Annotated in this window: 15 protein-coding genes; 12 read left to right on the top strand and 3 right to left on the bottom strand. The window is 41.0% G+C overall.

Annotation, left to right across the window (positions count from 1 at the left end):
• The first annotated feature begins 55 nt into the window (after positions 1-55).
• The 3 genes from NEJAP_RS14565 to purU all read left to right on the top strand — a co-directional run bounded on the left by NEJAP_RS14565 (position 56) and on the right by purU (position 2,552).
• Positions 56-256, top strand: a complete 201-nt coding sequence (locus NEJAP_RS14565) for a (2Fe-2S)-binding protein (protein WP_201347915.1) — start codon at positions 56-58, stop codon at positions 254-256.
• A 318-nt stretch (positions 257-574) separates the two neighbouring features.
• On the top strand, positions 575-1,633 hold the full coding sequence (locus tag NEJAP_RS14570) for an arginine N-succinyltransferase (protein ID WP_201347916.1): 1,059 nt from the start codon (positions 575-577) through the stop codon (positions 1,631-1,633).
• Positions 1,634-1,694: 61 nt separating this feature from the next.
• The gene (gene purU, locus NEJAP_RS14575; protein WP_201347917.1) at positions 1,695-2,552 is read left to right on the top strand and encodes a formyltetrahydrofolate deformylase; all 858 of its coding nucleotides are present in this window, start codon (positions 1,695-1,697) and stop codon (positions 2,550-2,552) included.
• 47 nt (positions 2,553-2,599) lie between these two features.
• Here the strand turns inward: purU and NEJAP_RS14580 are convergent, their stop codons facing one another.
• Complete coding sequence (locus NEJAP_RS14580; RefSeq protein ID WP_201347918.1) at positions 2,600-3,274, bottom strand: tRNA (adenine(22)-N(1))-methyltransferase; 675 nt, start codon at positions 3,272-3,274, stop codon at positions 2,600-2,602.
• Positions 3,275-3,565: 291 nt separating this feature from the next.
• Between NEJAP_RS14580 and NEJAP_RS14585 the strand changes: the two genes are divergently transcribed.
• From NEJAP_RS14585 to NEJAP_RS14615, 7 genes are all read left to right on the top strand, one after another.
• Positions 3,566-5,182, top strand: a complete 1,617-nt coding sequence (locus tag NEJAP_RS14585) for an ABC-F family ATPase (protein WP_201347919.1) — start codon at positions 3,566-3,568, stop codon at positions 5,180-5,182.
• Between the two features lie 138 nt (positions 5,183-5,320).
• On the top strand, positions 5,321-5,980 hold the full coding sequence (locus NEJAP_RS14590) for a hypothetical protein (RefSeq protein ID WP_201347920.1): 660 nt from the start codon (positions 5,321-5,323) through the stop codon (positions 5,978-5,980).
• Between the two features lie 363 nt (positions 5,981-6,343).
• On the top strand, positions 6,344-6,703 hold the full coding sequence (locus tag NEJAP_RS14595; RefSeq protein WP_201347921.1) for a hypothetical protein: 360 nt from the start codon (positions 6,344-6,346) through the stop codon (positions 6,701-6,703).
• 257 nt (positions 6,704-6,960) lie between these two features.
• A complete protein-coding gene (locus tag NEJAP_RS14600; protein ID WP_201347922.1) occupies positions 6,961-7,662 on the top strand; it encodes a tellurite resistance TerB family protein in 702 nt (233 codons plus the stop codon).
• A 191-nt stretch (positions 7,663-7,853) separates the two neighbouring features.
• Positions 7,854-8,141 (top strand): hypothetical protein, encoded by a 288-nt coding sequence (locus tag NEJAP_RS14605; RefSeq protein ID WP_201347923.1) that lies wholly within the window; start codon positions 7,854-7,856, stop codon positions 8,139-8,141.
• A 293-nt stretch (positions 8,142-8,434) separates the two neighbouring features.
• Positions 8,435-9,646 (top strand): NO-inducible flavohemoprotein, encoded by a 1,212-nt coding sequence (hmpA, locus tag NEJAP_RS14610; RefSeq protein WP_201347924.1) that lies wholly within the window; start codon positions 8,435-8,437, stop codon positions 9,644-9,646.
• Between the two features lie 251 nt (positions 9,647-9,897).
• Positions 9,898-10,185, top strand: a complete 288-nt coding sequence (locus NEJAP_RS14615) for a hypothetical protein (RefSeq protein WP_201347925.1) — start codon at positions 9,898-9,900, stop codon at positions 10,183-10,185.
• 66 nt (positions 10,186-10,251) lie between these two features.
• Here the strand turns inward: NEJAP_RS14615 and NEJAP_RS14620 are convergent, their stop codons facing one another.
• Positions 10,252-10,635 (bottom strand): VOC family protein, encoded by a 384-nt coding sequence (locus tag NEJAP_RS14620; RefSeq protein WP_201347926.1) that lies wholly within the window; start codon positions 10,633-10,635, stop codon positions 10,252-10,254.
• A 137-nt stretch (positions 10,636-10,772) separates the two neighbouring features.
• On the opposite strand from NEJAP_RS14620, the gene NEJAP_RS14625 reads away from it, so the two are divergent.
• The gene (locus NEJAP_RS14625; protein WP_201347927.1) at positions 10,773-11,060 is read left to right on the top strand and encodes a hypothetical protein; all 288 of its coding nucleotides are present in this window, start codon (positions 10,773-10,775) and stop codon (positions 11,058-11,060) included.
• A gap of 65 nt (positions 11,061-11,125) precedes the next feature.
• Here the strand turns inward: NEJAP_RS14625 and NEJAP_RS14630 are convergent, their stop codons facing one another.
• Entirely contained in the window at positions 11,126-11,455 is a 330-nt protein-coding gene (locus tag NEJAP_RS14630) for a DHCW motif cupin fold protein (RefSeq protein WP_201347928.1), read from the bottom strand.
• A gap of 214 nt (positions 11,456-11,669) precedes the next feature.
• Between NEJAP_RS14630 and NEJAP_RS14635 the strand changes: the two genes are divergently transcribed.
• Complete coding sequence (locus tag NEJAP_RS14635) at positions 11,670-12,380, top strand: DUF445 family protein (RefSeq protein ID WP_201347929.1); 711 nt, start codon at positions 11,670-11,672, stop codon at positions 12,378-12,380.
• Positions 12,381-12,396: the final 16 nt, after the last annotated feature.

The raw sequence follows: 12,396 nt of genomic DNA on the forward strand, positions 1-12,396 counted from the left end.
AACCTATCGCAACCGGTACTCCTGTTTTTCTTCACATATTTTAGGTTCTCTAATTATGTACATATGTATCTGCAACGCAGTAACAGACTCACAAATTAGAGAAGCACTGGACGACGGTGCTACGAGTATCGCTGATCTCAACAAAACGCTATCAGTGGGTAGCTGCTGTGGTAAGCCCACTCGCTCAGCTAGACAGATCATCAAACAATATAGATCTGGGATGAAGATCGATGAGCTTTCTTATAATGCTATGTGATTTTATGCATTCAACACTTTATGATAACTTTTTATATTAAGTAGAGAGTTTGTCTCTCTTACTTCAGTTACAAAAGAATATTTCGTCTAATTACGTATAAAACGCCCTAACGCTCGCCCTTCTTATAGACGATTGCATTTAAGCATCTACCCAGCCATAAGAAATCGCTAGTACAGCGCTTTGCTAACTAGCCGAATAATATTCGGTATGCATTATTATTTCCGTATTTTATTGCTAACTAAGCAAGTATTTAGACAGCTCATTTTGAAAGGCTACACGTAAAATATCAGTTAATAATGATAACTAAGTGAGCCCAACATGCTGATTATTCGCCCTTGTAAAGAAAGTGATCTGGATGATTTGATGAACATTTCTCATGCCGTCGGTAAAGGGATGACATCAATGCCTGCAGATGAAGCCGCCTGGTTAGAAAAGATCAGTGCATCGGCAGAAGCTTTTAACTCTACTCAGCCCGCTGCACAGAGTAATACTTACTTTATGGTGTTGGAAGATACGACCACGGGTCATCTCGCCGGTACGACAGCTATTTATACGGGTGTAGGCCTTAGTCGCCCTTTCTATTCTTACAAAATATCCACACTGGTTAGCAGCAGTAGTGACCTTGATATGATTCGCAAAACCCAAGTACTCAATATCGTCAATGACTACACGGGTTCGACCGAGGTGGGTTCTATTTATTTACTGCCAGAATATCGCAAACCTGGTGTCGGGCAATTTTTATCACGCGCACGCTTTCTAACAATGGCCGACTTTCCCGAACGTTTTGGTGATCAAGTCATTGCAGAACTACGTGGCTGGCAAGATGAAAATGGCCGCTCTCCACTATGGGATAACCTTGGGAAACCCTTCTTTGGTATTGAGTTCCAAGATGCGGTAAACACAGCAGCACTCAAGGGTTCACAGTTTATTTCTGACCTCATGCCTAAATACCCCATCTACATAAGCCTTCTACCGCACGAGGCACAAGAAGTAATAGGTAAGCCGCATGATTTCTCAGCGCCTGCGTTATTCATGCTGAAAAAAGAAGGTTTTCAGTTTTCAGGCTATGTAGATTTATTTGATGGGGGCCCTTCTGTACAAGCCGATACTAAAGAGATTCGCAGTGTTAAAGATAGCTGTAGCAGTCACTTTCAAGTGGTAAGCGATCTACCCGCTTCATCACAGATGTATTTGGTAAGCAATGAGAACCTTGATGATTACCGTGTTGCTTTAGCTCCGGGTAACGTGACTGAAAATGGTGATTTCATTATTGATCAAGCAACTTTCCAAGCATTACAACTTGCTGTGGGAGGCCTAGTCCGCTTTATCACAATGAATAAATCGTCAGTTCAAAAAACACACTCACAAGCGGCCTAACAGTTATTAAAAAGTAACACCTTCTAGACTGGCTTTTTATCGTACCCTTTGGAGGCAATTAATGGACAATAATCATTGGATTCTTACCGCACAATGCCCAAGCCGCTTAGGGACTATCGATGCTGTTACTGGGCTACTTTATAACAACCAACATTACATCACTGAGTTACACTCGTTTGATGATTCCCATAGCAACCAATTCTTTATTCGGGCACAGTTTCGTGCCAATGCTTCTTTTGATGAAGTAGCCTTTCGCCAAGAGTTCTCAGTGAAAGCAGAACAGTTTGATATGCAGTGGCAACTACGCGCCACTGCCGACAAACCTAAAATCGTGATTATGGTGTCCAAATTTGATCACTGCCTGAATGACTTGCTTTACAAACATCGTATTGGCCAGCTCTCAATCGAGATACCGGCCATTATTTCCAACCACCCGGACCTTGAATCATTAGCTCAATGGCATGGAATTCCTTATTATCACCTACCGGTGAGCGCAGAGACCAAACCTGCACAAGAAGCAAAAGTTATGCAGATCATCAAAGATGTAGACGCTGAGTTAGTCGTTCTGGCTCGATACATGCAGGTACTATCCCCACAACTATGCCAGCACCTAGAAGGCTGGGCAATCAATATCCATCACTCATTGCTACCTGGTTTTAAAGGCGCCAAGCCCTACCACCAAGCGTATGAAAAAGGCGTTAAAACAGTGGGAGCAACAGCCCACTATATTAATGATGACCTTGATGAAGGTCCTATTATTGCTCAAGGTATTGACTCAGTAGACCATGCCTACTACCCAGAGGATTTAGTCGCCAAAGGCCGAGACATAGAACGCGTCACACTTTCACGAGCAGTACGTTATCATGTAGAACAACGGGTTTTCTTAAACGGACAGCGCACCGTGGTATTTGCTGACTAAAGCACTTAAGCTACTGTACTTGGAGTTATGAGCCAACTACTTGGTACTCAGTTTAACGCCTGATAAGCTTCTATAACCTGCTGAACCTCTCTATCCATATTTTGAGACACTCGCTGATAATGGCTTATAGTTTTTGTTAAATAAGCCTGATCAGCCGTCCTAGATAGATCCCACATAATAGAGCCTACCGGTGAGATAGGCTGTGTTGCGTGTAAGCTAACATGTAGGACTTCATAAAATCGGTTATTTTCCTGTACCAGACACTCATCAATTAATGAAAACCCCATTTCTATCAGCGCATTACGTACTTTATAAGTATGTAGAACTGGGCATAGTAGAAACTCCATTTTCTGTTGAGGATTCTCAACAAGTAACCCGGCTACTAATTCAATGAGTAAATCACCACCGACACCCGCAATTACCATTAAATGACAACTCGATTCATTTACATTGCTGGCTGATGACAACTGTAATTTTGCTACATCAGCTACGTGTGTCTGCCAACTGTTATCTTTTGCTTTCTCAGGGAAAAAACGCTGTAACTTAGTCGTAACCTCTGTCACCAAAGGCTCAGCAACATCAACAAAATGAATCGTTTTTGCAGCATTACGTTGCAACAATAAAAAACCTAATAAACCATGATCACAGCAACAGTCCCAAATATGTTCATACCTAGGCACCACCATGCTATCGATCTGCTGTAAGCGCCGACTAACTTTCATGCTCTTATCTCTCAATATCAGTTCTCTGTCAGTGCTTTTTAAGCAATTAACGCCAGGCATTCTACGCCAGAGCCCGCCAATCAACTACTTTTTAGAAAGTAGCTGACTCTGTTCAAACTTATCATTAATTGCCCACCGATATAAAAAGCTCAGCCGGACTTAACTCACGATTAAATTGCACAAATTTCACTCATAATATGCATCCCCCCTTTGAATCGCTGCACAATCCTTTATAGTACCGTACCGCTCATGCAGCATTTCTAAACGCTTCCCAGATTCAGGAATAATCCATTGATCTCTACCGCAAACATCACCATGCAATTTGGCACTACGCCATTGTTCGAAAACATCTCTGTAAAGTTTGGTAACGGAAATCGTTATGGCCTGATTGGCGCAAATGGCTGCGGTAAAACAACGTTCATGAAAATTCTGGATGGCACCCTAGCACCGACTTCTGGTAACGTCTCGATCTCCCCTAACCAACGTGTTGGTAAGCTACATCAGGATCAGTTCGCCTTCGAACAGTTCAGTGTCGTTAATACTGTTATCATGGGCCATAAAGAACTATGGGAGATAAAACAGGAGCGAGATCGCATCTATTCTTTACCTGAAATGTCTGAAGAAGAAGGGATGAAAGTTGCTGAACTTGAAGTCATCTTTGCGGAGATGGACGGCTATAGCGCAGAAAGCCGAGCAGAAGAAATATTGCTAGGTGCCGGTATTGATCAGTCTCTTTTTTATGGGCCGATGAGCGGTGTTGCTCCGGGTTGGAAATTACGTGTTTTACTAGCTCAAGCACTGTTCTCAGATCCAGACATTTTATTATTGGATGAGCCTACCAACAACTTAGATATCAACACAATCCGCTGGCTCGAAACACTATTAAACGAGCGAAAAAGCACAATGGTAATCATCTCGCATGACCGCCACTTCCTCAACTCCGTATGTACTCATATGGCTGATATCGATTATCGAGAGCTACGTGTCTACCCCGGAAACTATGACGATTTCATGATGGCTTCAACCGAAGTTCAGGAACGTCTGCTATCAGAAAATGCGAAAAAGAGTGCTCAAATTGCTGACCTGCAACAGTTTGTGAGCCGCTTCTCAGCTAACGCATCTAAAGCTAAACAGGCTAGCTCACGCGCTAAGAAGATTGATAAAATCAAACTTGATGAAGTCAAACCCTCAAGCCGTATTAACCCTTTTATCCGTTTCACTCAAGATAAAAAACTATTTCGCCAGGCGCTGATTCTGGAAAATTTAGGACACGGGTTTGAAGGAGCCCCCCTATTTACAGGGGGCAACATCATCCTTGATGCAGGTAGTCGCTTGGCTATTATAGGCGAGAATGGCGCAGGTAAAACCACGCTATTACGTTGCTTGCTAGACCAGTTAAGTGCAAAAGAAGGCACTGTTAAATGGTCTGAAAACACATCTTTTGGCTACTGCCCACAAGATAGCACCGCTGATTTTAACTCTGATATCAACGTATTTGATTGGATGAGCCAATGGCGCAAACCCAAACATGGCGACCAAGTTGTTCGCTCCATACTTGGTCAGCTGTTGTTTTCTGCCGATGACTACAACAAAAAAGCAAGGGTCTGCTCCGGCGGTGAGAAAAACCGTCTGTTATTCGGCAAATTAATGATGTCTAACCCTAACGTCCTAATTATGGACGAGCCAACTAACCATCTCGATATGGAAGCAATCGAAGCGTTAAACTTGGCATTAGAAAACTACCCTGGCACACTTATTTTTGTCAGCCATGACCGCGAATTTGTTTCATCACTGGCTACGCGGGTCATCGAAATAAAAGACAAAAAACTTGTCGATTTCCAAGGCACCTACGAAGAATACCTAGCCGACCAACTAGCCCAAGAAAAGAAACTCGCAAAGCGAAAATAAGGGCGACTTGTAAGCGGTAGAGACAGGATGTTTATGCCGCTTTTTTTGACTGTTTATTACCCTTGAATTGGCTGTCTTACAAGAAGAAAAACCATGTTATAGTTTGCCATAAATATACGGACTTAATTGAGGCCAACCTTGATCACACTCCACAGCAACCCACTCGTATCTAGCCCGGCTAAAACAGATCAAGCGAAAGCAGAAGATGTCACACCAGTTTCAAATACTGATGCCTCGATAGCTAAAGAAACAGAATCACAAAGTGCTCAGCCAGAATTTAGCTCACGAGCAGAAATGTTGGCCCAGATGAACAAAGAGTTTGATATTACCGGGACTGATTTCCATATTTCGCAACAGTTTATTAATCGCCTGTCCGAAATAGGGTTATTAAGCAAAAGTGAAGCAACAGAATTGAATCAAGGCTTACCGCTGACCAGTGACGGAAGTAAATCTACACAAAGCCTCACAACACTGAAGTCTGCTTTGGACAACATATTTGAGCGTGTAAAAGATGAAGGGGGTGCCTCTGGCCTGTTATCTGTAATTGATAAATCAAGAAAAATACTCGATAACCTTGATGGATCAAAATCAAAAACATTTCCTATTGACCCAGCAACAGCTGCGGCCGAACTTGATCACTACTTAAAGAGCGATGACTCTAGCATTCTCGCAGAAGACGAAAAACAATCCTTAAATGATTTAAAAACAGCACTAACTATCGCTGACAAACTCAGCCCTGAGCAACGTACCTCAGCGCAAGTGAGTAAGTACATGGAGATCCTCAAGCGTTACGGTTAAGTGCTTCCAAATAACACCATACCCATATTTACAGCGCACATGACATAGGAAATGATATTTGTATCAACTCCTGTCATTGCGTTTATCTGCTTATCATTTTATCTAAAAATATAATTTTTATTTTTTCCTATGAATACAAGCAATTAATTAGCAGTAGCATAAGAAGTGAAAATTTGCACTCGACTCGCATAAAAAAACATTGCATTATCGAAATGAAGAGACGTTTTCAATACAAATGACTCCTTAACCGAAAGCTCCTCTTTTTTGCACACTTGTCCTATTAGCTGTATTACAAGTAGTTAACCGTTCAACATCTGAGCACCCTGATGCAGAACGGCCGACAACTGGGTGCAGGATGGTTATATGAAAAAATCGCTACTTCTCACTTTATCTATCTTATGTACATCAACCGCTCACGCTGATCCTGCCATCATGTTTGGATTAAGCTACTCCTTTAATGGAGAGTTTGGTGTCACTGTTAAAGCACTATCAAGTGACGATGAAGATGAATTCGTCGCAGCAGTAGGCGCAACTTTTTACCCTTATACCAGTAAGTCATTAGGTCTTGATGCAGGCATCGGTTATACATTTGATGATGCGGCCGCCGTACTCAGTTGGGACTTCTTGCAAGAAGCCGCTCAAGCGAGCATCGGCTACGCCAATACCGACTCCAATAAGTCCAGTTCTCCAGTATCCACTCCTGCACCATCACCAGGCGCTTAAATTTATATTATTACTGAGCCAGCGTACCTGGCTCATTTTCTTTTCTCATTAGACACAAAATTATTCACTGAAAACACTGTTATCAATAAAAACCTACAGCATTAAAGATGAGTTTCAGGTGAGATGTTTCAACAGCATAAAACTATCTACAACCGAAATACATATACAGATAAATGAGAATAAATTACGCAATACTCAGTAATTTTTTTGTGTAGCCGATGTCGAATAGCCATATCAACAACCTTTAGGGACATTTTATGGATACGCGTAACTTACTAGACCAACTCCTTAAATCAGGAACAGATTTTTTACAGAACAAAAATACCGATAACACTAATAACACGGCTAAATCACAAGAAAACTCTACGCTAGGAAACCTGCTATCAGGTACCAGCGGTGGTTTACTCGCTGGCGGGGTTCTTGGATTACTTCTGGGTAGTAAAAAAGGACGCAAAATAGGCGGAAAAGTACTAACTTACGGCAGTCTTGCTGCTTTAGGTACTGTTGCATACAAAGCTTACAATAACTGGCAAGAGCAACAAGGCAACCCGTCATCCCCTGACTCGCATTCAATAAATACCCTACCAGAACAAGAAGCCGAGCATCATAGCCGTGCTGTTTTATGTGCAATGATTGGTGCAGCAAAAGCAGACGGTCATATTGATGAGCATGAGCGTCAGTTAATTGATCAAGGGATTGCAGGGATAACCAATGACCCTGAATTGCAACACTGGTTTGAGCAAGAACTACACAAGCCTTTAGACCCTGCCGATATTGCCCGTAATGCAAACTCCCCTGAGATGGCAGCAGAGATGTATCTGGCTAGTTTATTAGTTATTGATGAAGATAGTTTTATGGAAAAAGCTTATCTAGAAGAACTCGCTCGACAATTAAAATTTGAGCCTGCTTTAAAAGCAGAACTCGAAGCACAAGCACATCATGCAGCGCAAACAAGCTAACGCCAGCAGCACCCAACTTATAGCTACACTTTATAAAGTGGAGCTATAAGTTTAACAAATGATATTGGTTGCTAATAAGGCCTATTAGCGCACTTGAAATTTATTTTACAACTACCTTATGGTTTTCAGTTCCATTTCAGTAATGAGTTTTAAAGTACTCACATCAACTTAGATTACTGGAGTAACGCAACATGAAAACTTTACTTAACGCTGCACTGATCACTTCCGCCCTTTTCACTTCACAGGCTTTTGCTGGTGTTTTGAATGATTTTTCTACTCAATCAGTAGAGCATAACTTAGCGGCCGACGTTACGACCCAAGCTCAAGGATTTACTGCAGTGATTAGCCCTCTTTCTTCTTTAGGCGCATCAACTGAAGCACACTTTGCAACGGGCTCACAGACAACCAATGTTGTTAGCAGTGCAGTCGCAAGTTTTGGTTTAGAAGCACCGGCAAACTCCACTGAAGTACTTCTATAAGTGTTTTCACACAGTAATGGGAGGCTAAGCCTCCCATAGCTTTTGAATAAGAATGCCACCCTTACAACACACACTTGCCCAGAGTACCCCAAAGTATTTAAAAATCCTGATCGTCTGCAAAACCACTGATTTAACTCCTTAAGTAACCCGATCTGCAAAAACCGTTTATTTTTTCACTTACCGTATAAGAGTAGGCAACTTCATTCAGCATACAATTAAAAATGTATTTTATTGACATTTTAATGCGCATCCATTTTAATGCATCCAAAATACATCTATTAATGAGACATTCTATGCTAGCGTCAAATATCGACATAATTAAACAAACCGTACCTATTATTCAAGAGCGTGGGGAAGAGATCACTCAGCATTTCTATCACCTATTATTTGAAGAAAATCCTGAACTCAAGGATATATTCAATATGGCAAGTCAAAAGAATGGCCGCCAGCCTGCCTCATTAGCTAACGCCATTCTTGGGTATGCAGCACATATTGATCGATTAGAAGCGCTTGGGGATGCCGTCGGTAGCATTGCAGCAAAACATTTCAGTTTGGACATTCAACCCGAACAATATCCTATTGTTGGTCGAAACTTGTTAAAAGCTATTCGGGAAGTATTAGGAGCAGACGTTGCAACTGACGCTGTAATCAACGCATGGGCAGAAGCTTACGGGCAATTAACAAACATTCTCGTGGGTGCAGAAAAGAAACTATATGACGATGCACAAAATGCCCTAGGTGGTTGGTCTGGTTTTAAACCTTTTCGTGTCGTTCAAAAAATTGCTCAAAGCAGCGAGATCACATCCTTCTATTTACAACCCGTTGATGGACAACCATTACCTCATTATAAACCTGGCCAATATATCAGCTTAAAAATTACTGATGCTAGTTTGGAGAATACAGAACTGCGCCAATACAGCTTGTCTGATGCACATAATGGCGAACACTACCGTATCTCTGTCAAGCGAGAACCAACACTACAAGATGATATTCCTGCTGGCGTCGCTTCTAATTTCCTTCACGATAAAGTCAATGTAGAAGACACTATTTTAGTCCACGCGCCTGGCGGAAATTTTTATTTAGATGAATCAGATAAGCCTCTTGTCCTTATCAGTGGAGGTGTAGGCATCACTCCATTGCTTAGCATGCTAAATGACTTGACCCTACAAAGTTCAACACGAAAAATCACATGGTTGCATGGCACCCGTAATCGTCAAACCCATGCGTTTCGTGAACATATCAATGCCTTAAATAACGACTTACCTAACCTGACAAAAGTTGTTTTTTATGATGACGTGACAGATGCTATAAAAGAAACTGACTATAATCATGAAGGTTATATGACAGCTCAGCTACTAAAAGAAAGCTGCCCATTAGATGCCGAATTCTATTTCTGCGGACCGCTACCTTTTATGCAAGCAATATACACGACGCTACGCCAATTAGGCGTTGCCGAAACACAGTTAAACTTTGAAATTTTTGGCCCGAGTGAGTCACTAAACTAATTTAAACCTCCTCTTAAAAGGCTCTTTATTCTCGTGATAAAGAGCCTTTTCAATAGAAACGATAAGCAAACATATAAGATATTAAAGTCTACAGTAAGATTAACACGGCCATATAAAAACTTTTTCTAGCATTATTAAACATTATAATTAAAAACAGTCTGATTTTTTATAATTTATAATTTTTTTCAGTTTCATTTCAGTAACGAGTTATAAAGTACACACACCAACTTACATTACTGGAGTAACACAACATGAAAACTTTACTTAATGCCGCACTAATCACTTCAGCCCTTTTCGCTTCACAGGCTTTTGCTGGTGGATTAAATGATTTATCTACTCAATCTGTAGAGCACAACTTAGCCTCAGGTGTTACTTCACAGACTCAAGGCTTTACAGCAGTCACTAGCCCTTTATCTAACTTAGGTGCATCAACAGAAACACATTTCGCAACAGACACACACGCCACAAACACTGTTAGCAGCACAGTCGCAAGTTTTGGCTTAGAAGTACCAACAAGCTCAACTGAAGCACTGCTATAATGCTACCCATATAAAAACGGGAGGCTAAACCTCCCAGAAGCACATATATATCAAATAGTTATCTACCTACAAAGAACGACATAACTTCGGGATATCTCTAATACCGACTCGGTTTCCATCTGGATCTGAAATATTAATCGTTCTTCCCCACTCATATGTCTCTATTTTTGCCGCAATACCGTATTGAATAACTTCTTCTAGAGCCCTTTCAATATCAGTGACATTAAAACGAATCTTTGTTGAGTTTTCAGATATTGACTTCTGTTTATCTTTAGCTAAACCTCCAGTTTCTACCAGCAAGTAAGCGCCACCAAATTCGAAGCTAGTCAGCTTAAAGTCTCCTTCATCTTTTTTAAAAAGAACTTCAAGCGAAAATAGGTTCTTATAAAAGGAAACACACTCATCATATTTTTCTGTATTAATAATGATCCCTGTTTTATTGATATCCATACAGCATTCCTTTTAAAAAGCACTCGCAATAAAAATTCAATTAATAAAATAATCATATTTTATATTATTTTTCAGTTTCGTTTCAGTAATGATCGTTAAAGTACACACATCAACTTACATTACTGGAGTAACAGAACATGAAAACTTTACTTAACACTGCACTAATCACGTCAGCCCTTTTCGCTTCACAGGCTTTTGCTAGTGGATTAAATGACTTCTCAACTCAGTCTGTAGAACATAACGTAGCAACAGGTGTAACTTCACAAGCTCAAGGCTTTGCAGCAGTCACTAGCCCGTTATCTTACTTAGGCGCATCATCAGAAGCACATTTTTCAACCGGCATACACACAACAAACACAGCTAGCAGCTCAGTCGCAAGTTTTGGCTTAGAAGTACCAACAAACTCAAGCGAAGCGCTACTATAAACTCAAAAAATACAGCAATGGGAGGCGAGGCCTCCCAAAAGCTTACAAGTAATAAAAATACTCAATCAATCAACAACAAAAAGTTTAGCCCCCACTTCCGTAGATGACCTATGAGCCTCAGCATTATCAGCCACCTGATAACTCATACCGGGCTTCAAAACGAATTGACGACCATCATCTAGCTCTGTATTCAATTCACCTTCAAGACAAAGCAAAATATGCCCTTTCAAGCACCAATGATCAGCAAGATAGCCAGCTGAATATTCAACCATACGAACGCGAATATCTCCGAACTGGCTTGTACGCCATAGGGCAAAACCTTTTTCGCCGGGGTGTTGAGTAGGTTTAACTTCTGACCAGTCGGTGGTACCAAATGGGATGGCTTTCATATCCATGAATAATGCTCCGAATCCTGTTTACTTATAATAAAAAAACATAAACCAACCATTAGTAATGGCATCGAAACCGGTAGTGTATCAACCAACAATGACTGACAAATAGATGCTCTACAGTTAAGAAGGTAAGTTTTCATCAAATACCCTCTTCAATCAGCCAATAATGTACTAAAATCTTTCTCCCAAACTCTAACAGTAAAATCAGCTTCATATTATGAACAAAAGCCTTATCACCAACCTCGTTGCCATCTTGCTCGTTTTTGCTGGCTTCTTTTCGCCTATGTATTCACAGACCTTATTATCTATCGGCTTATTTGCTCTCTCTGGTGCCATCACCAATTGGTTAGCCATTCATATGCTCTTTGAGAAAGTACCTTTCTTGTATGGATCAGGCGTTATTCCAAACCAATTCGAAGATTTTAAAAGCGGCATTAAAAACATCATCATGTTGCAGTTTTTCACCACAGATAACATTAAACGCTTCATTCAATCTGAAGAAGAGTCTGTCAAAAAGGATTTAGACTTCACACCTGTTCTGGATGCTGTCGATTACGATAACATCTTTCAAAAGTTGATTGATGCAATCACTACCTCGCCTCTAGGCGCTATGCTGAACATGATGGGTGGAGCAGAAGCACTCGAGCCTTTACGCCAACCCGTATCTGAAAAAATGCGCATTGCTTTGCAAGAGATGGCGCAAAGCGAGCGCTTTCAGGCAGCCATTCACCAAAGCCTAAGTACCGACAAACTCGGGGCCGATATTAGCGAGCATATTGAACAGATTGTTGACGCGCGCTTAAATGAACTAACGCCAGACATGGTCAAGAATATTATTCAACATATGATCAAAAAACATCTAGGTTGGTTGGTCGTCTGGGGAGGCGTATTTGGCGGTCTAATTGGCTTAATTGCTAGCTATATCTAATAAAAAACAAAGAGCT

Origin of the sequence: Neptunomonas japonica JAMM 1380, assembly GCF_016592555.1 — a bacterium.
Lineage (GTDB): Bacteria > Pseudomonadota > Gammaproteobacteria > Pseudomonadales > Balneatricaceae > Neptunomonas > Neptunomonas japonica_A.

What these genes read in the sequence shown, in the direction of transcription:
- NEJAP_RS14565 (WP_201347915.1), top strand. Translation starts at nt 56, where the DNA reads ATGTACATATGTATCTGCAACGCAGTAACAGACTCACAAATTAGAGAA.
- NEJAP_RS14570 (WP_201347916.1), top strand. Translation starts at nt 575, where the DNA reads ATGCTGATTATTCGCCCTTGTAAAGAAAGTGATCTGGATGATTTGATG.
- purU (WP_201347917.1), top strand. Translation starts at nt 1,695, where the DNA reads ATGGACAATAATCATTGGATTCTTACCGCACAATGCCCAAGCCGCTTA.
- NEJAP_RS14580 (WP_201347918.1), bottom strand. Translation starts at nt 3,274, where the DNA reads ATGAAAGTTAGTCGGCGCTTACAGCAGATCGATAGCATGGTGGTGCCT.
- NEJAP_RS14595 (WP_201347921.1), top strand. Translation starts at nt 6,344, where the DNA reads ATGAAAAAATCGCTACTTCTCACTTTATCTATCTTATGTACATCAACC.
- NEJAP_RS14600 (WP_201347922.1), top strand. Translation starts at nt 6,961, where the DNA reads ATGGATACGCGTAACTTACTAGACCAACTCCTTAAATCAGGAACAGAT.
- NEJAP_RS14605 (WP_201347923.1), top strand. Translation starts at nt 7,854, where the DNA reads ATGAAAACTTTACTTAACGCTGCACTGATCACTTCCGCCCTTTTCACT.
- hmpA (WP_201347924.1), top strand. Translation starts at nt 8,435, where the DNA reads ATGCTAGCGTCAAATATCGACATAATTAAACAAACCGTACCTATTATT.
- NEJAP_RS14615 (WP_201347925.1), top strand. Translation starts at nt 9,898, where the DNA reads ATGAAAACTTTACTTAATGCCGCACTAATCACTTCAGCCCTTTTCGCT.
- NEJAP_RS14620 (WP_201347926.1), bottom strand. Translation starts at nt 10,635, where the DNA reads ATGGATATCAATAAAACAGGGATCATTATTAATACAGAAAAATATGAT.
- NEJAP_RS14625 (WP_201347927.1), top strand. Translation starts at nt 10,773, where the DNA reads ATGAAAACTTTACTTAACACTGCACTAATCACGTCAGCCCTTTTCGCT.
- NEJAP_RS14630 (WP_201347928.1), bottom strand. Translation starts at nt 11,455, where the DNA reads ATGGATATGAAAGCCATCCCATTTGGTACCACCGACTGGTCAGAAGTT.
- NEJAP_RS14635 (WP_201347929.1), top strand. Translation starts at nt 11,670, where the DNA reads ATGAACAAAAGCCTTATCACCAACCTCGTTGCCATCTTGCTCGTTTTT.